Below are 26,326 nucleotides of genomic sequence, written 5' to 3' on the forward strand. Positions count from 1 at the left end.
CCGACCGTCTTCTTCTCGGCGATTGCACTCGCTGCCACCGTCATCTTCTGGCTCTGATCAGTGAGTCCTGAACCTACGTCCGCCGCCGCGCGAATGTCCGCACTGCGGAACGTCACTTTCACCACCGCGTCCCACAATTCTGCCAAAGTAGTGCTAGTTCACGCGCATTTGCAGCGCCTGATGCACGTCACACGCCTCTTCAATGGTGTCGTAAAAGGTCAAAGTGCCGCCGTAGAGAACCGCCCCGGATTTGCAATAATGCTGGAGCGTGTACGGATCATGCGACGTCATGATCAGGGTAGAATTATTGCGGCGATCAAGAAGCTCCTCATCGCACCGCCGCCTAAAACGAGCATCGCCGGCCCCGGTGACCTCATCGACCAAGTAGCAGTCGAAGTTGATTGCAAGTGATGTACCAAACGCCAGTCGCGCGATCATGCCCGCGGAGTAGCTGGACACGGGCTGATGCATGTAAATCCCGAGCTGAGCGAAATCCTCGACGAAATCGATCATTTCCGCTAGGTCCTTTTCGTACAGCCGCGCGATGAACCGTACATTGTCCGCGCCGCTAGAGTTGAACTCGAAACAGCTGGAAAAGCCGATTGGCCAAGAAACTGACATAGACCGGGTTACCGTTCCAGATGTTGGAAACTCAATGCCAGCCATCATCCGCATCAACGTCGACTTCCCGGCTCCATTCGCCCCACAAATGCCGATACTGGCGCCGCGCTCAATTTGGAAATTCAGATTGTTATGGACAAATTTGCGCAGCTTGTGACCGCGGTATTCTTTGCTTACATTGTTGAATGTAATCATATTTGACAAAAACCTTGCGCGAAGTAGTCACTTCGACATATCGACATGTAGACTGGCGCCGAGATGTTTCAACATGTCGCGTGGGTCGGACGCAGTGGGCGCTTCCGCGAACTTTTCCGCGATCCGCTTCAGTTCCTTTGCGGGAAAGGCCGCCCTGGCCTCGGTGCATGGCGGGAGGGGCTCGCCAAGGGGGGGGGGATTGATAGCCGCCGCCCGTACGATGCGCTGAAACGAAAGCGACGCTTCATTATGACCGTCGATCCATTGCAGGTCCATGATGCCGAGGGCGAGCAGCTCCTCGCGCGACCCCGCTTGCTCGATCTGCTCGGCAAGCTGGTCACCAGAATACCAGCGTCCGGTGAGCGCATGAACTGCGATCGCGATGCGCGCCTGCTGGCTTTCATGTATCACCTTTATCCCCCCGCTCGCTATCACGGAAGGCAAATAAGGCCCGCTCTACCTCCTTCGCCATGACGTCGACCGTGAATCGTGCCTTATATGCGTTCAACGCGGCCCTCTGCATCGCGAGGCGCAGCCCATCGTCCCCCATAAGCCGTACGATAGCGTCGGCCAAGGCTTGATCAGCGCGCTCGTCTAACGGGACCAGAATGCCCGTGCGACCGTTCTCCACGATCTCGGCGATCCCACCTACATCGACCGACAGCACTGCGCATCCCATCGCCATCGCTTCGATCGCGACAAGTCCAAAGGATTCGAAACGGCTGGGGAGGAGTGCGATGGCGGAAGCAGCGAATAGCGCATCCAGCGCGTCCCGTGAGACGACCCCCGGCAGCTCGAGTTGGCCGCGCTTAAGTAAAGGGGCCGCAAGGGCGGCAAGTTCCGGTGGGAGCTTCGCGTCTCCCGCGAACACGATCCGGAGATCGGGGCATAGTGCAGCCGCCTTCACCGCAGCATTGAGAGCAATGTCCACCCCCTTCCGGTGCTCGAATCTGCCGACGAAGAGCACTTGCTTCGACATTCCGATGTTCGACGCCGTCGCCGCGGGGCAGCCGTGAACCGCAGCGATTGCCCGCGAGGCGATGGAAAATCCGGACTGCTGCTCAAGTGCGGAAATTATCGAGCGCCCGTTTGCCAGCAGATGGGGAAGCTTCCCGAGCGCCCTATTTTCTGCCGCGATCATGCGGTCTGCCACGGCATAGCGCAGGAGGGGGCGGCCCGCCCATTCGCTGCGCATCGGGGCGCTGATGCCGTAGCTCGTGTGCAAGCTCATGCACGATACGATATCGGGCTCATCCGTGCAGGCGATGCCTTCGAGATCCCAGATTGGGAAGGATAAAATGTCGAGCCCGAATGATCGCAAGACTGGCAGATAGCCATGCACGCTCGCTGCCCATTGCGCTTGCTCGGGAGGCAGGCCGTGCCGCTCCGCGACCCAACCGAAATCCTGCGCATCGCCTGCAATGGCGTGCACCCACACCCCGTCGCCGAACTGGACGTGCCGAGAAGAGCCTCGCGCCTCCACAACCACATGGACGCGGTGCCCTCGTTGCGAAAGCGCGCTGGCGACAAGTCGGGTCCACCGTGGAATGCCTGACTCGCTCTCATTCAGATAGTCGCGACAGACGAACGCGATGGTCAACGCATCGGCACCGGTTGTCGAGTTGAAGATACGAAAGGCTCGTTCGCCACCCCCCTGCCAATGGCCCGGCGCACCCTGTGCACGCGCAACTGCCGCCGCGTGCCCAGCCGCCATCCCACGGTTCAGCTCGCGCGTCAGGAAGGAAGCATGGCGGTCGTCGATCTCGCCGTCGCGGAAGGATCCCTGGATTCCGGCCAACCAATTTCTTTGCAGTTCAGCCAGTCGCTCCACTGAAGCACGCGCGGCCTCGACAGTCCATGGTTGGCTGGCATGCCGGTTGATGAAATAGCTGTGGCTGCGGACAATGGCTTCGATGGAGCGACGCGCAGCACTCTCCGATCGATGGGCGCTTGCAGCGAATTGATGCCAAACCAGTGCAGACGGGACGAACGTCACGCCCCAACCGGCATCCACGAGCCTGAGGCAAAGATCCGTCTCTTCCAGATAATAGGCGAATGTCTCGTCGAAACCGCCGACGGCCTCCAATGCGGTCCTGCGGAAGGACGAATTCGTCCCAAGCAGCGACGGATACAACCAGCTTCCAGGCCGGTTGAAGGCGGCAAGGTCGACTCCGTCGGCGAGGAAATAGGGATCCCCGTTCCGATCGCAGACCATGCTGCGCGCTTGATAGGATACGCCGTCCCGGGCAATGGTGTAGCCGCCCACCGCGCCCACTATGGGGTCACGATACGCAGCGAGAAGTTGCTCGATCCAGCGGGGGTGCGGCACCGCATCGTCGTCGATGAAGGCAACCACGTCGCCCGCAGAATGCGCAAGACCGATGTTGCGGGAGCGTGCCAGATTGGCGTCCGGACAGTCCGCGACCCGGATCCGCGGCTTCCACGCCTCCAGAACCTTGCCCGTATGGTCCCGGCATGGGCCGACCACGACGACGACTTCGATCGCCGGATGCGCTATACCAGCGAGGCCCGTCAGAGTGTCGCGCAGCTTGTCAGCGCGATCCAGCGTGTTGATGATAACTGATACAGTTGGAACAGGAACATTCATGTCAAGCTTGCTCGGCCATTCATCGCCACCAGGACTCGATTCGCAGGATAGAAGGCTGGATCGTCCATCAACGTGGCCGCGAGATACCGATGTAGTGGCGCCAACCGCAGGATACGCAGGACGGCTTCCGGCGCAGGCGAGGTCCTGCCGTGGAACAGCCAGATAAGGCTCACCACCTCTTCCGAGGTCGTCAGATCTTCCCAGCCATCCTCATCGTTATACAGACGCTGTTCGAGCAAGCTGGAAAGTGTGGGTGGATAGAGACGCTGTACCTGCGCCGTCTGAGCATGGACGAAGATCAAGTGCGGCAATACGTCGGCCGCTGGTGCGCCATAAGCCAGCGCATCCCGGTAATCGATTTCTGCCAGCACCAGATTGCCCGCCTCTTTGTGGCAGTGCCCGCGCTGGACCCGATACCCGGGGTGATATGGATAGAGTGCCAAGACCTGATCATAGGCCACCACGCCCTCCCGCCAGGATCGCATGTCCCTCGCCCGATCGGCCTGCGCTGCAAGCGCACGAAACGCACGATCGATGCGTGAGGCCCGGATGGTGAGATCGCGCGCAATAGCGCGCCTCGGAGCGATCTGTGGTAGGCGACGAAGTGCCGCCACGTCCGGACGGCCGATCCACCTTGTCGCGCTGCGGAACCGCAATTGCAGCGCCTCGCTCGCTGCTTCGGGGGCCATCGTCGCGAGTTGCGCGCGAACGTTCGCCACGTCTATCCATTCCATATCGACGCCTGCGAAGCGCTCGCCAACCGGCGCGACCGCCGTTCGGGGGCGAGGCCGGCCGACCGCGACGCGCTTTCCTGCGCGTCTGAGCGCGCGAAACACACTGTTGATCATGCCGCGCCTACATCCGCAGCGGTCGAAATAGCGCCGCTGATGCCGAGCGACTTGGCTGCGAGCCGGGCAAACAGGCAGTCGCCTTCGACGACATCTTCATAGGTCCACTTCCGTAGTTCCTGCCCGACGATGGCACCCCACAGCGGCAACACATATTGGTCGGAGAGCAGTGCGAGATGGTCCTGCGCCCGCCCGGGAGCAAACAGAAACCAGCGGGCATTGCTCCACAGTGGCATCGCGGCGATGCCATGCGGCAGCATCCGGGCCTCGTGTGCGGCCTGACCATAGAGGTGCAGCGGCAGTTCGCCCGAGAACGCCCTTCGCGTGAGTTCGGTGCCGTCGCTCGGGAACCCGGCATAGGCATCCAACCACCTCAAGGCGAAGGCACTCCCGGGCTGCGCGAAAAACAGATTCTGCGCCACACGTGGGCTGGCACCGGGGATTGCCTGTTGCAGCGCCATGCCGAACGGAGGGCCCGCGAGCGGAGCGAGGCTAGCGAGCACGATCGTGTCGCTGGAAAGAAACACGCCGCCTACCGCTTCGAGCGCAACCAGCCTTGCGATTTCGAACGCGTGTTCCTGGCTGATAACAGGAGCGCCTCGATAGTCCGGCAGGTCGGGCAAGCGCGCAAATCGGACCTGATCCTTAACGAGATCCCAGGCCGCCCCGTTTGGCTCCTCCGCAGCATGTACGATGCAGATCGCATGGGGATGCAGCTTCCTTACGGATGCGATGCAAGCGGCAGCATAGAGTGGAAACGCACCGTTCCTCTGCGCGGACGGCGTGTGTCCGATATGCACTATATTGACCGCCCCTCCTTGCGGCGCGGCTCCCGCCAGTGTGACCAATGAGTCACGATAAACGCGGATCGGCTGCGCCCCGCGCGAACGTCGAAGAAGCGTATCGACGCGCCTGCGACGTAGGTCTGCCAATCCCGCCAGATCGGACCAGGCATGACGTGTTTGGTCGGTCAAGAGGTCGGACCCGCGGCTACCTCGCCGCCGCAGCGCTGGAGCGCAATCGCCCGCATCAGCCACGCAACGAAGTCACTATAAGCCCGATACTCTAGCAATGGCCCTTGCAACATACCGACCTTCGGCCAACCTTCCTGCAGCGCCATGGCCGCATAGGCGCGCAGCTGCAGAAAGGCAGGTTCGTCGACGAAGCGGGTCATCTGGAATTCGCTCAACGCCCGTATCGGGACCGCGTTGCCAAGACCCTGGATCTGAGCAAACCTCGCCAGCGCCAGCATATTGCACCGATATTTGGCAGGGTGGTTGGCATTGCTCCCGGCCGTAACTCGAAAACGCAGCGCCTCGCCCTCCATGTTGGCACAGTTTTCTGGCGCGGCGAGCCTCGCCCAAAGCTCGTAATCCTCTTCGCACCGCAACGCCTCGTCATAGGCAAGCGTCGGCCGAATCCGCTCCCGATCGAACATGACGGTCGGGTGGACGAACGGATTGCCGGTCAGAAAGCTGTCTATGATCTGGCGCCCGCTCCTCGGATTGTGGATGGCCTCGTCCTCCTCGCCAAACTTGCGCGCATCGGTGCCGCAGAACGTTAGGCCTTCCAGCATCAGGAACCGGAGCTGCTCGGCAATCCGCCAGTCTTCCATATAATCGTCGGAATCCATTCGCGCCACGTAACGCCCCCCGGCCAGCGCCAGCCCTGCGTTCAGCGCCGACGCGACACCCTGGTTTTGCTCGAGGCGCGTGTAGAGGATGCGACGATCCGCGAACTGGCGGACTTCGGGTTGCAAATCTACCGACGAGCCGTCATCCACTATGATCAGCTCCCAATCTTGATAGGATTGGTTAATCACACCGAGAATGGCCGCACCCAACGTGCGGCCGCTCTCGAACGCAGTCATTACGATGGAAACAAGCGGACCGCGCATGAATAAGGCTATCGTGTTTCCATAAGGACGGGATCAGGGCGCAACGCAGCGTGTCAGAACTAACCGCAAAACGAGCGATCCGCAATCTCCGGTCTCGACTTGGCAAGCGCAAATGCCGCCTCTAAGAGGCTGCAATCAGGCTCGGGGGGTCGCCCGGCATGCCGGGCCTGATGCACTGCGACGAGTTTTAAGGAAAGGCCTCCTTCCGTGACGAATAGCCCAAGTGAAACCTATTTCGCCAAGCTCAGCAGCGCGATCAACGAGCTGGATAGGAGCGAATTTGACGCAGGCGTGAATTTGGTGCGGGATGCCTGGGAGCGTGGCGCGCAAATCATCACGCTTGGTAACGGTGGCAGTTCCATGACGGCACTGCATTTCATCACCGACTGGAACAAGATGGTTTACTTAAAGCATAGTAAGCCATTTCGCGGACGCAGCCTCGTGGACAACATGGGCCTAGTCATGGCCTATGGAAACGACATTTCCTTTGCCGACATCTTCATCGAGCAGCTGAAGAACCTCCTTAATCCTGGCGATCTTGTCATTGCAATTTCGGGGAGCGGCAATTCCGAGAACGTCATTCGCGCCGTCGATTATGCGAACGACCATGGTGCCGTGACGCTTGGCCTCGCCGGTTACTCGGGCGGCCGCCTGCGTGAAAAGGCGCAGCATTGCATCTGGGTTCGCCGCAACGATATGCAGCTTTGCGAAGATGCGCACGCGATCTTCGGTCACATTGTTATGCAGTCCATGTGCGATTGCCTTGCCTGATCATCCATCTCTGCGTAGTACAGGAATAGTAAAAATCATGTCCGTGACTCACATCGTCACCGGAGGAGCCGGCTTTGTTGCGGCCAATCTGGTAAAAGCACTGCTTGAGCGCGGAGATCAGGTCGTCCTGTTGGACAACCTCTCGCGTGGACGACGTGAGTTCGTGGACGGACTGCCGCACCAGGAGCGGGTGACCTTCCACGAGGTCGACGTTTCCGACGAGGCGGGGCTGACCGAGTCACTCGCGCAGATCGGCTCGGATGCGACGGTCACGGTGTGGCACCTCTGTGCGAATTCGGACATTCCCGCGGGGATCAACGATCCCAATGTGGACCTGAAAGACACCTTCCTCGTGACGCACGCGCTGTTGCGGGTGATGCGGGCACGGGGGTGGCGTCGAATTCTGTTCGCCTCCACTTCGGCCGTCTATGGCGATCACGGAAGCCGAGCCCTGGATGAGCAGACCTGGTGCGAGCCTATTTCGAACTACGGCGCAATGAAGCTAGCTTCCGAGGCGGCCCTGCGTGCCGCCTCGGAGGTGTTTCTCGAGCGGACGTGCGTGTTCCGGTTCCCCAATGTGGTAGGCGTCCCCGCGACCCACGGCGTCATCCTTGATTTCCTGGAAAAGCTCCGTGCCACTCCGGACGTCCTGGAGGTGCTGGGGGACGGCACGCAGCGGAAGGCCTATCTACACGTCACCGACCTTATCGCGGCAATGCTGTGGGTATATGATCACGGCCCGGAGGGGTGGGCAGTCTACAATGTCGGGCCGCCAGACGATGGGGTAACCGTTCGCGAGATCGCCGAGCTTACACGCGATCAGGCGTCCCCGGATGCGGCACTCAGCTTCGGTACCGAAGGGCGCGGCTGGGTCGGCGATGTCCCACGGTTCCGCTACAATATCGAGAAGATTGCTGCGAGCGGCTGGTCGCCAACGCTGACTTCGCGTGAGGCAATTGGCCGTGCCGTCGCAGAAATTGCGAACCAGGAAGCCGCCAAGGCAAGGCGCTGAGTGCCCATGCGGCAGGCTGTAATCTTAGCCGGCGGCAAGGGTACCCGTCTCGCGGAGCGCTTGAACGGGGCACCAAAGCCGCTGGTCCCCGTTCTCGGTGAAGCGCTTCTCGGACGCCAGTTGGGCGAGCTTTCCGCGCTGGGCTTCACGCAGGTGTTGCTCCTCGTCAATCACCGCGAAGACGCCATCCGAGCGTTCTGCTCCGACCTTGCCATCCCCGGTCTGCGGGTTGACGTCCGCTCCGACGGCGGCACTGCACGCGGAACCGCCGGAGCCCTCTGGGACGCTGCCGATTTGCTAGAGGACAGGTTCCTCGTGGTCTACGGAGACACGCTCTTCGACATCGACCTGAAGCGATTTTGGCAGGCCCATGGGCAGGCGCATGCCCGTTACGGCGCGCTGGGCACCCTGTTCCTGCACCCGAACGACCATCCCTATGATTCCGACCTCGTCGACATGGCCGACGACGGAACGATCCGCGCCTTCTACCCGAAGCCGCACCCGGAGGGATTGACCTGCCGGAACTTGGTCAATGCGGCGCTATATGTGCTGGAAAAGCGCCTGCTCCTGGCCCAGACCGTTCCCGCCGGCGTGGTGGATTTCGGCAAGGACCTCTTCCCGGCCGCCCTTGCGGCTGGCCTCCCGCTGCACGGCTATGTGACGTTTGAGTATATCAAGGACATAGGCACCCCCGATCGCCTGGATCGCGCCGAGGCGGATCTGCTGGCCGGCAAGGTAGCAGGCCGCCGACTCGATCGGTCGCAGCAAGCGGTGTTCATCGATCGCGACGGTACGCTGAACTTGCCCGCCGGCCATATCGCAACGCCGGATCGGCTCGAAGTATTCCCGGGCGTTGGCGCTGCCATCGCCCGCCTCAACAAGGCTGAATATCGCTGCGTCCTGGCGACGAACCAGCCTGTGCTGGCACGCGGTGAGGCGACACCGGACGATCTTGCCGCGATCCATGCGAAGCTGGAAACGCGGATCGGCCTCGACCGAGCATATTTGGACGCCATCTACTTTTGCCCTCACCACCCCGACCAGGGGTTCGAGGGCGAGGTTGCCGAGCTCAAATGCATCTGCGACTGTCGCAAGCCTGCCCCGGGCTTGCTGACCCGCGCTATGGCAGACCTGTCGATCGATCCGATGCGATCATGGATGGTTGGCGATGGCGCAGCTGACATCGGCGCAGCACACGCAGCCGGCGTACGATCGATACTGGTTCGGACCGGGGGCACCGATGCGGCGTCGCTACCGATCCAGCCGTCATATGAGGTCGACGATTTCGTCGCGGCCGTAGACTTGATCCTGGAGGGCCGCGCGGCGCTGCTGGACGCGCTGGCGGCGCCGCTGGCATTGCTCGTTCCGGGCATGGTGGTATGCGTGGCCGGGCCGCCGCGCGCCGGAAAATCCGTTGTGGCACGCGTCCTCTGCGAGGCCCTCGCTGACAAGGGTGTGGCGGCACGCCATGTACGGCAACCGGCAGGCGCCCTTGGGGACGGCACCGGGCTGTCGTTGGGTGTCGATGGCCTCGCGGAACCGCATGGACTTCGTCCTGGCTCACAGCCCGAGGCAGACGAAGTACTGATCTTCGACGGAACGGACGCTATTACGCTTTGGAGGGGCAGCGGCGATGCTGCGTGCAGCATCTATGTCGAGTGCCAGGCCCCCGTCTGGCAAAAGCGTCTTCGTCGCTATTTGCAAGGGAGCACTTCCGGCACAGAGATAGCTGCCGTCGTCCGTCACACGGCGTCGATCGACGTACCACGGATAGAAGAACAGCGGCACGCGGCGGACTGGGTTATCCCCGGCTTCGTCGCCGATCGGGATGGGGGACAAGCATGATCATCAGTCGAACACCGTTGCGGATGAGCTTCGTGGGGGGCGGTAGCGACCTTCCGCAGTTCTACCGCGAGCATGGGGGGGCCGTACTCAGCACCGCCATTGACAAGCACATCTATGTCACCGCGAACAGGAAGTTCGATAATGGCGTGAGGCTTGCCTATTCGGTCACGGAGGAAGTTGAAAGCGTCGATGCAATCCAGCATTCGCTGGCACGGCAGGTGATGCATTTCCTGAAGATCTGCGGTGGGATCGAACTCACGACCGTCGCCGATATTCCGTCGCGTGGGACCGGCCTCGGTTCGTCAAGTTCGTTCGCCGTCGGCCTCCTCAACGTTCTGCATGCCTTCCAAGAACGTTTCGCCAATGCACGGCAGCTGGCAGAGGAAGCCAGCCATATCGAGATCGACCTCCTTGGCGAGCCGATCGGCAAACAGGATCAATACGCCGCGGCCAATGGCGGCTTCTGCCTGTACGAGTTCAACGCTGACGACAGCGTGACGATCTCCCCGGTGATCATGCCGCGCGAGCGAAAGGCAACGATCGCTCGGCGGATACTGATGCTCTACACGGGCGTGACCCGCTCGGCCTCCGCGGTTCTTGCGGATCAGGCCCAAGCGATTGGAGCAGATGGCGACAAGATCCGCAACATGAAGCGGATGGTAGAACTGACCTATGTGCTGCGGGACGCATTGCAAACCGGCGACATAGATTCGTTCGGCGCCATCCTCCATGAAAATTGGGAGCTCAAGAAGACGATGGCGGGCGGGATCAGTAACTCCGCGATCGACGCTGCCTATGCCGCTGCGATGGCAGCGGGTGCAGAAGGGGGCAAGATCCTCGGCGCCGGTGCAGGTGGCTTCTTCATCTTCTATGCGCCAGAAGAACGGCATGGGGATATCGTTCGAGCTTTGTCGCCGATGCGGCAGATCGACTTCGCCTTCGACGACGTCGGTAGCAGAATTATTTTCGCGGACTGACCGCTCTCAATATTGCTTTGCGTTTCTTAACAATTTCTCTACGGGAGACTATAGTCCATGAACATCCTTTATCCAGACCGCATGACCGCTTTGCCGCGAAGCCTTGATGTGGCCAATGCGCGAGCAATTGAAGCCGATGTCGAGCTAGCGAACAAGGTTCGCGCCGAATACCATCTAGATATCGCCCCCAACCCCTATATGGTCGATATCTCCCGCGCATTTCGGCTGGCTGCCGGCGCAAAAGTCTATATCGAAGTAGGGACTCAAGATAAGGGTAACATTGCTTGGTTGGCTCGCACCAAGCTTGCACCTGGCGCTACGATCATCGACATTGACTTTGAAACCTATCCCGAAAACGATGCGAAGATTCTCGCTGAACTTACAGCCGCCGGGTTCGATTACCACCCTCTTCGTGGCGACTGCCTGAGCAATGAAATTTTGGGGCAGGTCAAGGAAATTCTGAACGGCCGTCAGGCCGACCTTATTTTCTGCGATAGCCACTATACCTACGAACACACGATGAGCGAATTCTCGTTGTACTTTCCGCTCGTAAAGTCCGGTGGATTTTTGTTCTTCCACGATTCGATCTGGTCCGGCGACGCCGCCGCAGAATGGCCAGAGATGCGGAAGCGGGGCAAGGGATTCGCGATTGCAGACCTCGATCGCTATTACCCTGCTTATCTAGTGCATGACTGGGACGATCCCATTCGGCGCTTTGTGATGCCGCCACATGACGTAACGTACTGGGGAACCGTCACGATATTTCCGAAGGAATAACGCCAGCATCGCGCACCGCGAAGCGAAACAAATTGCTTCAACTTGCAGGCATCTGATAATTAGGCTCGGTTTTTGATTACAGATCGAAAATTATTACTACCGCCGTTTCTTCTTTTGGTTCTAAATTTGCGACTCACTCTAAATCATCGGTGTGATTTAAGCTTCTGGCGGCGTCTATCCAATAAGATTCCGTCAGAATCTAAGAGAATTTGGCGCTAAGTATCAGCCATACTCAGGCGAAGGCGGTAGTATAATTTACGAGACACAGGATGGTGCGCGGCCGTCAGAATACCAAAACTCACGCACTTTGCTTAAATCTTAGTATTATGGCGTGATTTAAATAGAGGACAATCATGGACCACGACCAACTTGTCGCACTCGCACGCGATCACGCGAGACAAAAGCCCTTCCTACAACTTGCTGCAATGTTCACGCCAGAACGAGTGGTAGGCCATCCCAAGTTTCGCGCCGGAAGTGAAACGGATGGCGGATATGTCATGCTCGATGACTTCGCGTCGATCGAACTGGCACTCTCATTCGGTGTTGATATCAACGCTGACTGGGACGTAGATATGGCCGCGCGCGGAATTTCCGTTCGTCAATTCGATCATTCGGTAGCCCAGTCGCCGGTCGACGACCCTCTGGTCAGCTTCTACAAAAAGATGATAACGCCGGATGTGGACGACGAGGAACGAGCCTCAATTCCTGGCATCTTAAAAGATGCAGGGATCAATCGCGATTCGTCCGTTATATTGAAAATCGACATTGAAAGTGCAGAGTGGGACGTGCTTGACGCTTGCTCGCCGCAAGATCTCGCGCGGTTTTCGCAAATTTTGATCGAATTTCACGACTTCGATCGGGCGACTGATCCTTATTGGCTAATGCGTGCTACCCGTGTTCTGAAAAAAGTTACGCAGCTTTTCGGCGTCTACCATGTTCATGCAAATAACTGGTCGCCGATGGCAGTAATTGGCAACGTATACTTCCCAGGCACTCTCGAAATTTCATTCGCCAATCGCGCACGCTACAGCTTCGAAACGACGGACGAACTGTTCCCGACGCGACTTGATGCACCGAACAACCCATTACGGCCCGATTTGTATTTGGGCGCATTCAAATATAAGCCGCTCTAACCGCGTAATTCGGTCAATAATAAAATCCTAGGGTGAGCGCGATGCTGTTCAGGCACAAGGACGAGAAACTGCGGCGCCGCGGAGACGCCGCGCGGGACGCCTCCCGTTGGGCCGAAGCGGCTATGTGGTATCAAGCATATCTAGATACTCGCCCTAAACATGCGTCTATTTGGGTGCAACTGGGCAATTGCCGGAAGGAGAACGGCGACCTTGCCGGGGCCGCAGCCGCTTACACGCAAGCCGAAGCGTTGATGCCCGACGACGCTGATCTTCAAGTTCAGTTGGGGCATCTAGCTAAGCTTGAGGGCCGGATTTCCGACGCGATTGCGGCCTTCGAATTGGCGTGCGCACGCGATCCCTATCGGGAAGATGCGCTGGCCGAACTCAAACGCTTGTCCCCCGGAATCCAACTTGTCATTCCGCCGCGGGACCGCGCGATCAATGTTGCCGAAGCAAAGCTCGATGCAGCTCGGCGTGACCGTTCGACGGACGCGCTAGCTGCGTTTCTAGCGCAAGTCCGCCAGTTCCGAACCCAGGAAGCAGACGGGCTGACGCCGCGCCTGTTGCACTTTGTCTTCGGGTTCAAGGAAAAGGGGGACTTGCCCTACTACGCCTGTATGGCGATCCGTTCCGCCCTGCACTTCAATCCGGGGTGGAAGGCATTCTATTACACACAGCATGAACCGTCTGGGCCGAATTGGGATCGAGTGAAGGAGCAGGTGTCGGTTGTCCTTCTGGATGACTTTGATTATTTCGGCAATGCGCGGCTGTACCACTATGCGCACAAGGCCGATATCATTCGGATGCTCGTTTTACATGAGATCGGCGGCCTATATCTCGATGTGGATACCATCACGCAGCGTAGCTTCGAAGACCTGCGCGAACATGAGTTCGTCATGGCCGTGCAGCCCGCCGGCCCGGATTCGTCGTCCGGTCTCTGCAACGCGGTCATGATGGGTCAGGCGAACGCACGCTTCCTGACGCGCTGGCTTGGCGAGTATGACTATTTCCGCTCTAAGGGGCGGGACGATCTTTGGGATTACCACTCGGTGAAGCTGCCAGTTCGGCTGGCTGCGGCACATCCCGACGAGATCGAGATCTTGGACTATCGATCGTTCTTCTATCCGCTGTGGCACTCTATCCGGAAGACCCTGTTCAGCGATGCCGGTGCTACCTACCAGCAGGATCTCGCAACCGCCTGGTGCTTCCATCTCTGGAACGGGGCGACCGGATCGTGGCTGGACAATATCGATCTCGATTTCGTCAAATCCTCTAAATCCATCTATGCTCAAATCGCTCGCCAAGTCGAAGGCATGACGTTGGAAAACCCGCTCCCGCAAACGAAAGCCTGAGAAGGCATCGAGGAAAGATAGAAAGATGAAGTTCCCGCTCGTTTCGTTGGTGATGCCGACGATGAACTCTGCCGAGTTCATCGGCGAGACACTGTTCAGTCTCGCTGAACAAGTGTATGAGAATTTCGAGCTGATCGTTGTTGACGGTGGATCTGTCGACAATACGCTCGAGATCGTTCAGATGTTTGCGAGTGAACGCGTGCGGATCATCGAGCTACCGCCAAAGCTTGGCATTGCCAGAGCGCTGAACGATGGCGTGCGCGCGGCAAAAGGTGCTTTCATCGGCAGAATGGACGCGGACGACATTGCCTATAAGTGGCGAATTTTCGACCAGGTTCGCTTTCTCCTACTAAATCCGGAAGTAGACCTTGTAGGCACCGGAGTAGATGCATTTGGGGATCATGAAGGGGTATTCCGCAGCCCATTGTCTCACACGGCAATCCTGGATGAGTTTCTGGTCAATAATCCCTTTTTTCATCCGACGCTGATGTTCAAGCGGCATCTGGTCGACGAGGGGCTGTACAGATACGACGAGGATCATTTCTTTGAAGAGGATTATGACCTTTGGGGCCGCTTGATACCTAATATAACCTGCGCCAACCTCGATCAAAGTTCGATTCGCTACCGCATCCGCGGCAACAGCACGCAATGGGACCCACGGAAGTATCGATTCAAGCGTGCCGCGCTGAATAGTTTCTGCTCGGAACATGGCATTCACGACGAAGATTTACTGGACGCGCTGGCAGAGTTCCAGTGCGGAAGCTTCATTCGACACGGTCATTATCAAACGATGAGAGCCTATGCGTTGAAAGCCGAAGATGACAACTTGCCCAAGCTAGGCTGGCTACAGAATGCGTTGGTCCACGAAAAAGACTATGCTAAATTTTCGAGATGGTTTCGATATACGAAGGGCTGGCTAGCGTAACGGATATTGATTTGCACTGGCACTCTGCTGTTGCGACTGCGGCGGCGGATTATCGCTGGCCCCGGCCACCCTCGGGCACTCAGGGGCGATCCACAACGCGATCGGAGGGCGCCCACGCGTCGCTTCCCGTTTGTCGCGGTTGCGCTGCCGGCAAGCACCGCTCCCGGATTGCCTGTTCTATCAATTCAACGCGGCCAGAGAGCGTTTTGAGGGCGCGTTCCATGCAAGCGAGGATATCCGCACTTTCCGGTGCATCGGGGATTTCGAGCGTGGAAATCGCCTCGCGGGCGCTACTAAGCGCGGGGTCAAGTTCGAGTGCACGTCGGTAGGCGCTCAGCGCAGCAGCGGGGTCGCCGAACCGGCGGTGCAAATGCCCCATTTGAACGAACAGGTCGGCATCGTGGGGTCGAAGAAACAATGCACGCTGGTAGGCGATTTGCGCCGCCGACAATCGCTCACATTCTTTGCACGCATGCCCGAGCTGAATCCAGATTGCTGCGTCCCCAGGGTTATGGGAAAGATACCGCTCGTAAGCCCGAGCGGCGGCCGGCCAATCACGCTTGTCCCGTGCCGCGTCTCCCTTCGCCCGATGGCGATTGCGCTTCCAAAACCTCATACGGAATCGTCGCTAACGAGCATTGGTCCCGCCCATGATCCTGTTGGTATGCGGGCAGGTACTCCCGCCAGCATCTTCGTCTGATCCGCGCTGCCGGATCTTCTGGCGATCCCGCAAGCCCAGGTCAAATCAAACGCCTGACCTCGTGCGTCCGTCAGGAGCGGGCGGCACAATCGGGGCCCTGTCGGACACTTCCAGACCGCCATACTTGGCCTTCCACTTGTAAAAAACGTCGCCGAGCTGAGCCCATGGCGTCTGCACACGTCCGCCGTTGCAGGTGTTAACTCCTTCTCCTTCCAAATCGCGGTGGTATGCTCTTCGTTGAACCTGCTGCGCTTCATTCTGTCCGACTCCTTCGAAGCGGACTGTGCCAAAAATCGATCACATTCCACGGGCGCACGCCAGCCTTCACATGCACGCTGTCGGTCAGGGCCTTAGTCTGTGCCGGCCAACGCTTCAAACACGGTCTGCCAGACGCCCATTTCTGACCAACGCTTATGCCGGTTGTACAGCGTCTTGTACGGACCATAGGCGCTCGATGCGTCGTTCCAACGGCAGCCCGCCTGCAGCACATGGACGATGCCGCTGATCACCCGGCGGTCGTCCACCCGCGGAACACCTCGCGGCTTATTTGGCAGCAACGGCCGTAGCCGTTCCCCCTGCTCGTCGTTCAGCCAGAACTCTCCCGGCAATTCACCCTCCACTTCAACGTGCAGGGTGAATCACATCTCTCGCGCCGAGAGATCCCCGTCTATGGGTTCCAGTCCTAGATGTAGGTAGGGCCCGCATTTACGCCACGCTGATACGACGGCGAACCAAGCGGAGCCCAAGCAATCCCCAATAGGTGAAGAATGCGTTGAACGCGCAAATATATCCCGGATAGATATACTTGTCACTCGCCACTTCGAATTGACCGTATCGTGCGATTTCGAAAATGCACATGAGCGGATTCCACGAGAAAATTGGACGAACCCATTCCGGTAACGCGGTCATTGTAAAGAATGCGCCACTCAACGGAATCATAAAGTAACTGAACGGATGTACAAATCTACTTAAAAAATGGCTTTCGTAGGTATAAGCGGCAATCACCATCGACAATGCGAGAGAGAGCCAGCACATGCACATGATGGCAACCAAAAGATAAAATGGTCGAACAGGTATATTGGCTACCCCGAGCGCTACCCCGACGCTCATCAGAACGGCTAGGGACGATATCGTGCCGATCATCTCGACCATGCTTTTTCCGATAACGACATCTGTCGGCGAAATGATGCGATGATAAAAAAGGTGCGAAGAATGATCCAGAATATGATCCGCCCGATTGAATACATTCCGAAATATAATGAATATGTTGTAGCCCAAAAGTGTAAAAGCAAATGGATGAATGCCTGGGATCTTTGGTCCAATTCCACCAACTTCATGAATAGTACTCATGACGGTGGCCAACATCATTGGCTCCCCGATCATCCAGAGATAGCCGATATTGTGTCGGCCAAAGCGACTCTGCAACTCTCGCAATGCAATCGCCTGAATTACGTTCAGTTGGCGAAGTAGCGATTCGGCAAAGTTACCGCGTAAATTCGATCGAGCAGTCGGATTCATGGCAGTGCCTCAGGGCAAAAAATCGCGCGCGTGTACACGGCACATTAAAGACATGTCAGCAATCATTCGAGCGCGAGCGCATACATATCTGAAAGCCTGCGCGCATACTCGGCGGAGGCAAACTTTTCGATTTGTCGCGGACCGGCGTGGTAGAGCCGCGCAATTAAGTCTTCGTTGTGGTCGAGCGTCAAGAAGGCGCCGGCGATTTCCGTGACGCTGTAAGGGTCGACAAGTAGCCCTGCGTCCCCGACGACTTCGGGTAACGACGATACGTTGGACGCGATCACCGCCGTTCCGAGCTGGATGGCTTCGAAAGCGGGCAAACCGAAACCTTCAAAGAGTGAGGGAAAGGCCACGGCGCGTGCGGCGCGCACCAAGCGGAACAAAAGTGCCCGCGGAAGATAGGTCAGGCGGATGATGCGGCTGCAATCACGCCCCGCAAAGGGATCGCGCACCCCGGTGTTGCCTCGGTGCATGCCCCAGTCCCGGGCCAGCACCACTACGAGCGGCAGCTTCGATCCGGAAATTTGGTACCCATCCAGAATGCGATCGATGTTTTTCTTCGGGTCGAGCGCGCCAAAGAACAGGAAATATTTCTTGGACTCGAGGCCGAAGAGGCGTGAGACGATCACGGCATCGTCCTCTAGCGTACTGTCTTTAATTTCGTCAGGAATGGGACTTACCTGATAGGTATTCGATACTTTCTTGCCGTCAATATCAAATCTAGAAATAATATCGTTGCGGCTCGCCTCTGAAACCGTGCAGATTTGGTCTGCGGTTTCGACGCACTTCTTGATCGTGCGGTAATATAATCGCTTGTCGTCTAGGGTCGTGTAGGGCAATCGCAGCGGGACGAGGTCGTGGATGGTGTAGATGTTACGGCACCCGGCCATCCGCACCGGGACCGGATAGGTCCAGTGCATGATGTCCGGAGGATTTGGCACGCGCACGGTTGTGAATACGCCGCGAGTTTCCAGTCGAGCTAGCGCCATCTCGAACAAAAAGGGGTAACAGCTTAATCGCGAAAAACGGGGGAGCCGGTCGACGAAATTGCGCTTTTCTACCAGATCGGTGATCGGAACGTCCAGAAGATTGACTGTGCTGGAAGGGTGTGCAACGGGACCATAGATATGGCGCCATTTATCTTTGCGCTTTATTTTGCGCTCTCGACCGATTGCGTCGTAGAATAGCAACTCCCGCGTTTCCTGCGGCCGGCCGACATCTAAGCCGAAGACGCCTTCGACTTGGTGGCCCATCTCGGCTAGGGTTTTCGCCAAGCTGAACCCGTACGTTGCCACACCCGTACCATTGGGCATTGCTAAATTATAGCCGTCTATCGCGATGCGCAAATCACTTACACCTTCATCATGCTCGTCAGTCGGGACTGCCGTCAATTTGTAAGAACTTTAGCCGTCACTGCGGGGCTGACAAGTTGGTTGATGATATTCACGAGCTTGCTTGGCAAATTGCTTCGGGAGTTCGAGAAGTACAGCAAGTCACCTCCTCGCATTCTAAAGCGCTGCGCGAGGAAGTAACTCTCGGTACGCATCATGTTGAGCCGATACAGGATCGGCTTGGGACTGCCTCCCGCATCGACGAGTCGGAAGACGAAGACGCCGCGGGGATCGGCGCGGGAGTCGGCGGCCCCCCCTGCACGCGCGATCGCCTCGGCAAGCGAAAGCTCCCCAGGGCCAAAGGCCACTTGATTCACGCGATCCGACGCACCAAGCACAGTATAGGAGCGCACGCGTTTTATGAGCTCCACCCGATCTCCAGGCATGAGGACAATGTTGTTAGCATCGTCAGCGCGGAGCGATCCAAGTCGTGTGGAGGCCGTTAGTTTACCACGCACCAAGCGTACTTCGATGTCCGATGGTTCGGTATTCGGCCCGCCGGCAAGCGCGACGAGATCCAGCAGGCGTTCCCGATCGGCGGTAAGTCGGAAGCGACCTGGCTTGACGACGGCACCACTGATATAGGCGCTGCTGGACACGCTCTCCATGATCGACACATGCGCCTGAGGGCTTTGCGACAGCCCCCGCATGCGTGCGTTGATCGACTTCTCGAGCTGGGAGGGCACCATAGTCTCGGCGTGGAGGCTGCCGATATAGGGCAATGTGATGTTGCCCTCATCGTCTACCGTGCTCAGGATCTTCCGCTCGCGGGCGCCAGGCTCGTCCCCCCGCGGGTCGATGCTACCGCCACTGAACAGCGAGTAGCCTGCTTCGAAAATGGAGATCGAGAGCAAGTCCCCCCGGCGTATCACGTCCGACGACTGCATGGCTGCGTCCGACGCCAAATTTCGTAACCCGTCGGTGACCAGCGGATCGGGCAGATTGGTAGAGGTTACATTTTCCGTCGTGATATCTTGGATCTGAAACCCGACGCCGGGAGCGTCCGGGCGCGCTTCGCGCTCAATGCGTCCCATCGTGGGGCCACTGCTAGGGAGCGAGGCGCAGCTCGCGAGGGCTAGAGCCGAAACTAAGGCAAGGCCCCTTCCCGCGTTGCGGTTTTGTCGCCACATCGAGGTAGGGCGTTTCAGATAGTCAGAACGAGACAAATGTTGTCACCTAAGCTTGTGTGCGCGCGTCTAGCGAAGCATCATACTTAACCAGGCAGCTCGCAAGCCGACAGGGCATTTGGCCTGTGGCTGCTTTTTGCCGCAAGCGCGCCATAGGCCAACGGCTTGGGGGCTGCCAGATGGCAATTGGATTTTGCCAGCCGAGAAGCCGATTGCCGACGGCGCCCGTGCGAGGCAACAGCAAAATCTTGCCGGCAGATGTATTGAATGAACCCGGCGGGAGCCCGTATCGGCTGGGGTCGTAAAAAATGCTTGCGCTGGGTTAATGCATGATTGATCAACAAAACGACGCCGGTCAGGGCGAGCCGCCCATTATCATTCTCGACGCGACCTCCTTACTCCGTCGTCGCAACCAAGGCGTGCTGACCGGCATCGACCGGGTCGAGTTCGCCATCGCAAGTTGGCTCTGCAGCGCCCAAGGCGCACCGGACGCGGAATTTCTCATCAGCACTCCCTGGTGGCGGGGCCTTGTGTCGCGCCCGCAGATGGCGCGTGCCTTGACCAAGATGCGCCAGACCCGCCTTGTCGATGCAGGGCCTGGTGCCGTGCTGTACCGGCTTGTCGACATCTTGAATGCGGCGCCCCCGAGACAACGCCCGAAGGGCGCTTGGCGGCTGGCGGCACCGCAACCTTCGAAGAGTGCGGCCTGGGGAAGGATCACTGATGCGACACGAGCGATCAGAGGCGCTTTGCGGCTGAACCGCGCGCTTCGTGTCAATCCGCGCCGAATCAGGTTTCTCCATTGCTCGCATCTTGGCCTGCACAACCCGCGCGCTTTCAGCTGGGTCAGTGACTTCGGCATCCCCATGTCGGTCTTCATCCATGACATGATCCCGGTCGACTTTCCGCAATATTGCAGCGACGGCGCGCGCTTAAGTCATATGGCGCGGATGCAGGTCGTCTCAAATCTTGCGACTCGGGTCCACGTAAACTCGCAATACACCGCCGACCGTATTAGGGCGTATTTTGCGGCGCGGCACCTGCCGACGCCCTCTATCGGGATTCATCGGCTCGGTTCCGGCCGCATCGGCGGCACTGGGTTACCCCTGCCCCCGGCGGACGACGCGCTCGGCATTCGCGTGCCGTTCTTCCTCGTCGTGGGGACGATCGAAGGCCGCAAGAACGTGGCAGGAATTCTTGCGGCCTGGCGTGTCCTGGCCTCCGTCGCTGGCGGGAACGTCCCGAAACTGGTTCTTGCCGGAAACCGCGGATGGTCCGCCCAAGCGACGTTCCACGACCTCGATACGATGACAGACATCAGCGATGATGTAATCGAGGTCTCCGGCCTCAATGACCGCGAAGTCGCGCTGCTGGTCGATAACGCTGAAGCGGTGATTTGCGCGTCGTTCGCGGAGGGATACAGCCTGGTGCCCGCAGAGGCCTTGGCCCGCGGGTGCAACGTGCTGCTGTCGGACATTCCCGCCCATCAAGAAATCGCTACACGGGACCCCCTACGCGCCCGGCTTTTCGATCCACACGATCCGGGTGCGCTGGTCCGGGAAATTGTCGCGCTGCCTGCGCAGCGTTCTGGGGGGCCGTTTCCGCATGCGACGACCTGGGACGAATTCGCGGCTGGCCTTTGCCTAGAGGTGGCCTTCATTTAGTCGTCAGTCGCAAGCGCGCCCGCTTCCCCGGGGCTGTGGGAGGCTAGCCGATACCAGCAGCACCCGTGCCCCTGACGGCGGGTCAGACCGTGTGCTCCTTAACGCCGGCGAGCAGTAGCCAACCGATGGCATATGCGATGATTAGAGCAAAGAAGATCGTCGCGATCGTCTGCCCACGCTTAGGATACAAAGATTTTACGGGCATATTCGGCTCGACGATCCGCGTCAGGTACAATTGTTGCTTCAGCGCCTCGGCCTTGGCGCTCTCATAGCTTGCGGATGCCGCTGCGAATCGCTGCGACGCAATCTCCTTGCGAATGAGCAGACCTTCATAGTCCCCCAACTTCCCGGCAATCGAAGGCCCGGCGCCGGCGATCTCCGATGCCTGCCCGGCAATCTGCGCCTCGAGTGCAGCCACCTGCGACTTGAGCGCTATATATTGCGGGCTGGTAGGGCTCAAAAAGCGCTGCATGCTCTGCAGCTTGGACCGCGCTAGCAACAGTTCCGAAGTGGCACCCGTTACCATGCCGATCTGCGCCCGCCCGGAACTCGCGGGGTCGAGATCCCGTTGCTCCTGCCGGAACGAGGTGAGTTGCCCCTGCAGGGCGGCCAAAGCCGTTTCCGCGTCCCGCATATCCTTCAAGGCGTTCGAGACCTGATCTTTGAACGTGCGCGCGTTGATTTCGTTGATGCGGGTCTCGCCCATCGCGAGAAGCTTGCGGTTGATCTCAAGCGCATCGCTTGGGGTAAACGCGGTTACCCGAAGATGAGAGATGCCCGAACTGTCTTCCTGGGTTACCGTAACGTGCCGCCGAAAATAGTCCAACAAAGTCTCAGGCGAGGGGTTTGCGTACCAAAGCGCGCTCAATGCATCCGTACCCGGCCGCCGGTAGCGCTCCACGAGTCTATCGTTAAGCCGCAGGTTTTCTACCGCGTCGTGTGATAGCAGATATTCCTCGACAAAATATGCATCGGATCGACTTTGATCGGCGCCGATCGGAATACCGAAGATCTGCCCCATGCCCAATTGCCCTCGGGTCGAGGATTGCGCACGCCGGACGATGTAATCGGAACTAGACTCATACTGGTCAGAGGCAAAGGCGTACAGGTACACCGCCGAGACCGTCGTTGGGAGCACGACAAACAGAAGGAGCCATCGATAGGGGTGCAGTACCCTCACCAACCGATTGAAATCAAATCGGGGACGGCGCGTCGGCCCGATTTTACTAAGGAGATTCGTGGCGTCCATCGATCGTAACCCTATGCACAGATCCAGCGCCTCGCCCCAGATGCCGGATGGAAGCGTGTTGCTGTAACGTTGGAGAAGGAAGTATCAAACCTTCCCTGTCTCGCTTGCGCAGTCCCCCTAACCGCGCTTGCGCACGATGAGGCCGAAGGACGTCGTCACATATTCTGCGATCTGCAGCTTCAAATGTGGCAAGCCGTAGGGCGGCAGGTCGATGTGCTGGTCGAATTCTCCGGTACCCGGATGAAAATTCAGTGGAGCGACCTCGTGCCCGAGCTTCACCAGCCGCTCAACCAGGCGCTCAAAGTCCTTGCGGCGGAAAAGGGCGAGGTTGTCCCGGTCGAACGTCACACTATTGGACGTGAGGTTCAACTCGGTGGTGTGGACCGCTACGCCACCCGGACGGAGCGTTTCGAGACTGTTCTCGATGAATCGGAGGCCATGGTCAATGCTGCCAAGATGCTCAAGCGCGCATGCAGACCAGCATCCATCGAAATTTTCAAATTCATTAGGAATTTTGTTCATGTCCACTGGTTCGAACCGTACCAGGCGATCGAACGCTTCGCGGGTTAGCAGGTAGTCTCGGTACAGCGTGTCCGCAGTGACACTATGCTGGTTGGTGGTATCCCAGCCCATGTCCTTGATTAGCTCGGCTGGGGCATCCGTTGCAACCACGTGCGTGCCCTGCGCCGCAAATGCGGAGGGTAGCGTTTCGCTGCCGGTACCGAAGCCGAGAAGACGCCGCCCGTCACCCAGTAGGCCTAAGCTCTCGAACACAGCGTAGATGTAGATGAATTCCCAGACCTTCCGATGCGCGGAAGGATGCATCCCGGCTTTCCGGCAGAGCGCCTCGTACCGTTCTCCGTGCATCTGCTCGCTCGTGCACATTTGAGAAAGGGGCGCCTCGAGCGTGGGCGTCTGCCAGACCCAAGGAACTTCAGGTTCGGCAGGCGGCGCCAGCAGCCAGAGTGGTGCCGCGTACGGTGTCCGCGCCACGGTGGGTTCAGGAGCCGTGTGCGTGATTAACTGCGAGTTGTCGCCCGTCAGCTTCTTGAAAATTCCACGCACCGATTACCCTTCCACCAGCAAAATTGTCGGCGCTGCCGGCCACGCCCGCTAACGATCCACATCTGCCAGCGAGAATGACGTTTGCGCGCAGGCGGAACGGCAGAGACGTACGAAAATTTCCCCGCTGTCGTATTGCCGCTCCCGGCGCCACCTAGCCAATGTGGAAAGCACAAACAAGTGCTTGCTCCCCTACTCAACTAGCGTGCTATATGCTCGATGAACGCCTGATGACGATGTATGCACAGGAAATTTAAGTGTCCGACTGCGCTTCCGATGAAAATGGAAATATCTCTATAAGAGAGCTCGAGCCATTCGCGTTCTGGCCGCAATATTCGAGCGCTATCAGGGGCTGGGGTGGCGAAGATCGCGGGCCAGATCCTTATTACTGTTTCCACACGCCTTATACGGCATTTTTACCGGGCACTGTGATGTATCGTGTTCGACTGTTTGCCGCGAAGGCCAGTATGGGCGAACTGACTTTGCGGGTTCATGCCTTCAGGCCGAACGCCGGGATGGACGCGGTTATGGTTGCCGGCCTTCGCGAGCCGGTGGGGGGGGTGGACGGAGATCTTTTCCTTACCTTGCGGATTGCCGCGCTCCCGGGCGTGGTCTACGCACTCTACGGCAGGTTCGGAGAAGCCTCCGATCTGCGCGCCGCCGGCATCGAAGTGCATGCCGAGGAACTGGGCGACGACGATTCCGCAAGCTATGTCTCGGACTCGCTGGAAACCTCCCGATTCGTCACGGATGCGTTTCCGAAGAACTCGCGTATTAGTGAAGTACGGGAGCCGACTCTCGCCACCCCGGTGTCGCAGCCGATGACCGCGCACCAAATGCAGGAACCCGTCTGGGGCAACTTGCCGGAGATCCTGTTCTCGCCCACGTACCCCGACGAGCGATGGTCGCAGGCCTTTGCGTATCAGATCTTGACCAGTTACAGGATGGCGATGCCCGGCGCCACGGGACTGATTTCGGGATTGTCAGCCAGCGCACTTGCGCAGGCACTGGCGGAACGCGGCTGCCTGATCGGCGAGGCGGTGCGGACGTCAACGTCGGGTGCGTTCGACTTTGTCGTCTCCTGCAGCAAGCCTGAAGAGGTCGATTCTCCTAAAGCACTTGAAAAGCTGGTGATCGATCGGGTGACCTATCTGCTTCGGGGCGGCATCGGCATATTCTTATTCCCATGCACCCCAGCAGTGTCGAACGTTGACAGGAACATACCAGATCGGCAGGCAATCCAGCGAATTGCACTGAAGGTGCTGGGCCATGGTTGCGACGTGGCGCAATTGCGCTTCCCACCGGGGTGGGAAACGCATGAGCAGCAGGTGCCGTTCGGACTTATTGTCCGGCGGTGACGGGGTAAAGCGGCCACGGGCAGGCGCGAGCCGCTCGACCTTGCATCGGCCGGTCGGGAGCATGCTATTCGATGGTCGTGGCATGGTTGACGATGTTTATAATCCCCCCCCTCGATGCTTATCGACCGTTCGTACCGCGCCGTCGCAAAATCCTGCGACACTTGTTCCTTGTGGCGCGCATCGTAGCTCATGATTGTTGATAGGGGGGGGCGGGAACCTGACACGCTCCCCGGAGACGAACAATAAAAATAACAGAAATTGCGCTTCCACCATCGTTTAGCGTAGTTCTGTGGCTGTGAGGTTGTTGCAATATCAGGAGTAGGGGAAGTGGATTTTGGGCCGTTGCAAGAGAAATTCGGGTCAATATACCAAAGAGACGAGTGGACAAACGGCTCTGGTCCGGGCTCCCTACCGAAACACACAATTGAATATAGAGCGTTTTTGTCGAAATTTATTTCGGAAAATGAAATAACGTCTGTGACTGACCTAGGTTGTGGGGACTGGCAGTCGACTCAATTTATGGACTGGACAGGCATTCATTACATTGGTCTCGACGTTGTGCGGTGGCTTGTAGACCGGAATAAAGAGCGCTTTGGTTCTACCAACGTGGAGTTTCGGCACTTCACAGACCTTGAGCAGTTGCCTGGTGGGGATCTCTGTATCTGCAAAGAGGTCTTGCAGCACCTACCGAACGACATCGTTCAAGCACATATTGATGCTATTACAGGGCGTTATAGATTTGCGTTAATTACCAACTTTGTCGAGCCTGAAGAGGAGTGCAATCTCGACATAGAATTGGGTGGCGGTAGACCATTGCGCCTTGAGCGCGCCCCTTTCAACGCGAGAGGGTGCAACGTATTCAGTTACAACCCCCAGTCTGGAAGTTGGATTTTTAAGAACCGGGTCTTTCTTTTGTTTGGGAATCGTTGAAACGGGTTTCTGCCAAGCAGTCATTGGAGGGGGCGCGGAGAAATTGGGCGGCGTCCAAACGTTGCGATCCTGTCCGACGCTACTTTTGGCAGAATCGTGATTTTTGGGATTTGAGCCATCCCAGGTTTCCCGGAGGCTCCTACTGACGTGACCCCCTGATTTTCCTCCACGAGCGATTAGAGCGGTTTCCACACGAATTGAATCGTTGGGGATTCCCTTGTTCGTGCTGATGTGATTCATATGTGGACGCCCCCTTGGCAAGGGCATTTTGTCGAGACGGTTTTGTTCGGTTGCTTTCATATGTCCGGCCTGTTTGTGCGGTTTTTTGGTTACCGCTGGCCTTGATGGAAATCCGCCGGTGAG

23 protein-coding genes and 2 pseudogenes are annotated in these 26,326 nt (G+C 58.4%); 10 read left to right on the plus strand and 15 right to left on the minus strand.

All coding sequences use genetic code 11. The features are described 5' to 3' along the window. Positions 1–153: 153 nt before the first annotated feature. Genes ACT53M_RS19625 through ACT53M_RS19650 form a run of 6 tightly spaced genes read right to left on the minus strand, consistent with a single transcriptional unit; the run spans position 154 to position 6,142 of the window. The gene (locus tag ACT53M_RS19625) at positions 154–816 is read right to left on the minus strand and encodes an ABC transporter ATP-binding protein (protein WP_476235589.1); all 663 of its coding nucleotides are present in this window, start codon (positions 814–816) and stop codon (positions 154–156) included. 27 nt (positions 817–843) lie between these two features. Next, the gene (locus ACT53M_RS19630; RefSeq protein WP_476235590.1) at positions 844–1,251 is read right to left on the minus strand and encodes a hypothetical protein; all 408 of its coding nucleotides are present in this window, start codon (positions 1,249–1,251) and stop codon (positions 844–846) included. Beyond that, positions 1,217–3,424 carry a glycosyltransferase gene (locus ACT53M_RS19635; protein ID WP_476235592.1) on the minus strand — a complete coding sequence of 736 codons (2,208 nt, stop codon included), beginning with the start codon at positions 3,422–3,424 and terminating at the stop codon, positions 1,217–1,219. The genes ACT53M_RS19630 and ACT53M_RS19635 overlap by 35 nt, the downstream gene beginning before the upstream one ends. Beyond that, on the minus strand, positions 3,421–4,272 hold the full coding sequence (locus ACT53M_RS19640; protein ID WP_476235593.1) for a hypothetical protein: 852 nt from the start codon (positions 4,270–4,272) through the stop codon (positions 3,421–3,423). The genes ACT53M_RS19635 and ACT53M_RS19640 overlap by 4 nt, the downstream gene beginning before the upstream one ends. Continuing rightward, positions 4,269–5,246, minus strand: a complete 978-nt coding sequence (locus ACT53M_RS19645; protein WP_476235595.1) for a hypothetical protein — start codon at positions 5,244–5,246, stop codon at positions 4,269–4,271. Before ACT53M_RS19645 ends, ACT53M_RS19640 begins: the two co-directional genes overlap by 4 nt. Next, entirely contained in the window at positions 5,243–6,142 is a 900-nt protein-coding gene (locus tag ACT53M_RS19650) for a glycosyltransferase family 2 protein (protein WP_476235596.1), read from the minus strand. Before ACT53M_RS19650 ends, ACT53M_RS19645 begins: the two co-directional genes overlap by 4 nt. Before the next feature lie 234 nt (positions 6,143–6,376). On the opposite strand from ACT53M_RS19650, the gene ACT53M_RS19655 reads away from it, so the two are divergent. From ACT53M_RS19655 to ACT53M_RS19690, 8 genes are all read left to right on the plus strand, one after another. Next, positions 6,377–6,940: an SIS domain-containing protein gene (locus tag ACT53M_RS19655; protein WP_476235597.1), complete on the plus strand. Its 564-nt coding sequence runs from the start codon at positions 6,377–6,379 to the stop codon at positions 6,938–6,940. A gap of 37 nt (positions 6,941–6,977) precedes the next feature. Further along, positions 6,978–7,952 (plus strand): NAD-dependent epimerase/dehydratase family protein, encoded by a 975-nt coding sequence (locus ACT53M_RS19660; protein ID WP_476235598.1) that lies wholly within the window; start codon positions 6,978–6,980, stop codon positions 7,950–7,952. 6 nt (positions 7,953–7,958) lie between these two features. Beyond that, on the plus strand, positions 7,959–9,797 hold the full coding sequence (locus ACT53M_RS19665; protein ID WP_476235600.1) for an HAD-IIIA family hydrolase: 1,839 nt from the start codon (positions 7,959–7,961) through the stop codon (positions 9,795–9,797). Then, positions 9,794–10,774, plus strand: coding sequence for a GHMP family kinase ATP-binding protein (locus ACT53M_RS19670; protein WP_476235601.1), 981 nt, complete (start codon positions 9,794–9,796; stop codon positions 10,772–10,774). The genes ACT53M_RS19665 and ACT53M_RS19670 overlap by 4 nt, the downstream gene beginning before the upstream one ends. Before the next feature lie 57 nt (positions 10,775–10,831). Beyond that, positions 10,832–11,551: a class I SAM-dependent methyltransferase gene (locus ACT53M_RS19675; protein ID WP_476235602.1), complete on the plus strand. Its 720-nt coding sequence runs from the start codon at positions 10,832–10,834 to the stop codon at positions 11,549–11,551. A gap of 353 nt (positions 11,552–11,904) precedes the next feature. Further along, positions 11,905–12,684, plus strand: coding sequence for a hypothetical protein (locus tag ACT53M_RS19680; RefSeq protein WP_476235604.1), 780 nt, complete (start codon positions 11,905–11,907; stop codon positions 12,682–12,684). Positions 12,685–12,725: 41 nt separating this feature from the next. Next, positions 12,726–14,036 carry a glycosyltransferase gene (locus ACT53M_RS19685; RefSeq protein ID WP_476235619.1) on the plus strand — a complete coding sequence of 437 codons (1,311 nt, stop codon included), beginning with the start codon at positions 12,726–12,728 and terminating at the stop codon, positions 14,034–14,036. A gap of 25 nt (positions 14,037–14,061) precedes the next feature. After that, positions 14,062–14,961 carry a glycosyltransferase family 2 protein gene (locus ACT53M_RS19690; RefSeq protein ID WP_476235606.1) on the plus strand — a complete coding sequence of 300 codons (900 nt, stop codon included), beginning with the start codon at positions 14,062–14,064 and terminating at the stop codon, positions 14,959–14,961. A gap of 79 nt (positions 14,962–15,040) precedes the next feature. Here ACT53M_RS19690 and ACT53M_RS19695 read toward each other — a convergent pair whose 3' ends face one another. The 6 genes and pseudogenes from ACT53M_RS19695 to ACT53M_RS19720 all read right to left on the minus strand — a co-directional run bounded on the left by ACT53M_RS19695 (position 15,041) and on the right by ACT53M_RS19720 (position 19,607). Further along, positions 15,041–15,577 carry a tetratricopeptide repeat protein gene (locus tag ACT53M_RS19695; protein ID WP_476235607.1) on the minus strand — a complete coding sequence of 179 codons (537 nt, stop codon included), beginning with the start codon at positions 15,575–15,577 and terminating at the stop codon, positions 15,041–15,043. 183 nt (positions 15,578–15,760) lie between these two features. Continuing rightward, positions 15,761–15,918 (minus strand): annotated as a pseudogene (locus ACT53M_RS19700) (transposase); the annotation flags it as partial. Positions 15,919–16,023: 105 nt separating this feature from the next. Further along, positions 16,024–16,269 (minus strand): annotated as a pseudogene (locus ACT53M_RS19705) (transposase); the annotation flags it as partial. Positions 16,270–16,366: 97 nt separating this feature from the next. Next, positions 16,367–17,179: an ABC transporter permease gene (locus ACT53M_RS19710; RefSeq protein ID WP_476235609.1), complete on the minus strand. Its 813-nt coding sequence runs from the start codon at positions 17,177–17,179 to the stop codon at positions 16,367–16,369. A 62-nt stretch (positions 17,180–17,241) separates the two neighbouring features. Next, complete coding sequence (locus tag ACT53M_RS19715; protein ID WP_476235610.1) at positions 17,242–18,573, minus strand: glycosyltransferase family 4 protein; 1,332 nt, start codon at positions 18,571–18,573, stop codon at positions 17,242–17,244. Then, the gene (locus ACT53M_RS19720) at positions 18,570–19,607 is read right to left on the minus strand and encodes a polysaccharide biosynthesis/export family protein (protein ID WP_476235612.1); all 1,038 of its coding nucleotides are present in this window, start codon (positions 19,605–19,607) and stop codon (positions 18,570–18,572) included. Before ACT53M_RS19720 ends, ACT53M_RS19715 begins: the two co-directional genes overlap by 4 nt. A gap of 422 nt (positions 19,608–20,029) precedes the next feature. Between ACT53M_RS19720 and ACT53M_RS19725 the strand changes: the two genes are divergently transcribed. Further along, positions 20,030–21,364, plus strand: coding sequence for a glycosyltransferase (locus tag ACT53M_RS19725; RefSeq protein WP_476235613.1), 1,335 nt, complete (start codon positions 20,030–20,032; stop codon positions 21,362–21,364). Between the two features lie 82 nt (positions 21,365–21,446). Here ACT53M_RS19725 and ACT53M_RS19730 read toward each other — a convergent pair whose 3' ends face one another. Beyond that, on the minus strand, positions 21,447–22,613 hold the full coding sequence (locus tag ACT53M_RS19730) for a KpsE/RkpR family capsule polysaccharide export protein (protein ID WP_476235614.1): 1,167 nt from the start codon (positions 22,611–22,613) through the stop codon (positions 21,447–21,449). Positions 22,614–22,730: 117 nt separating this feature from the next. Further along, complete coding sequence (locus tag ACT53M_RS19735) at positions 22,731–23,678, minus strand: class I SAM-dependent methyltransferase (RefSeq protein ID WP_476235615.1); 948 nt, start codon at positions 23,676–23,678, stop codon at positions 22,731–22,733. Positions 23,679–23,932: 254 nt separating this feature from the next. On the opposite strand from ACT53M_RS19735, the gene ACT53M_RS19740 reads away from it, so the two are divergent. Next, positions 23,933–25,033, plus strand: coding sequence for a hypothetical protein (locus tag ACT53M_RS19740; RefSeq protein ID WP_476235617.1), 1,101 nt, complete (start codon positions 23,933–23,935; stop codon positions 25,031–25,033). Between the two features lie 744 nt (positions 25,034–25,777). On the opposite strand, the gene ACT53M_RS19745 is transcribed toward ACT53M_RS19740, so the two are convergent. After that, on the minus strand, positions 25,778–26,326 hold a 549-nt coding region (locus ACT53M_RS19745), incomplete at its 5' end, for a hypothetical protein (RefSeq protein ID WP_476235618.1).

It is taken from the genome of Sphingomonas sp. DMC6 (genome assembly GCF_056314225.1).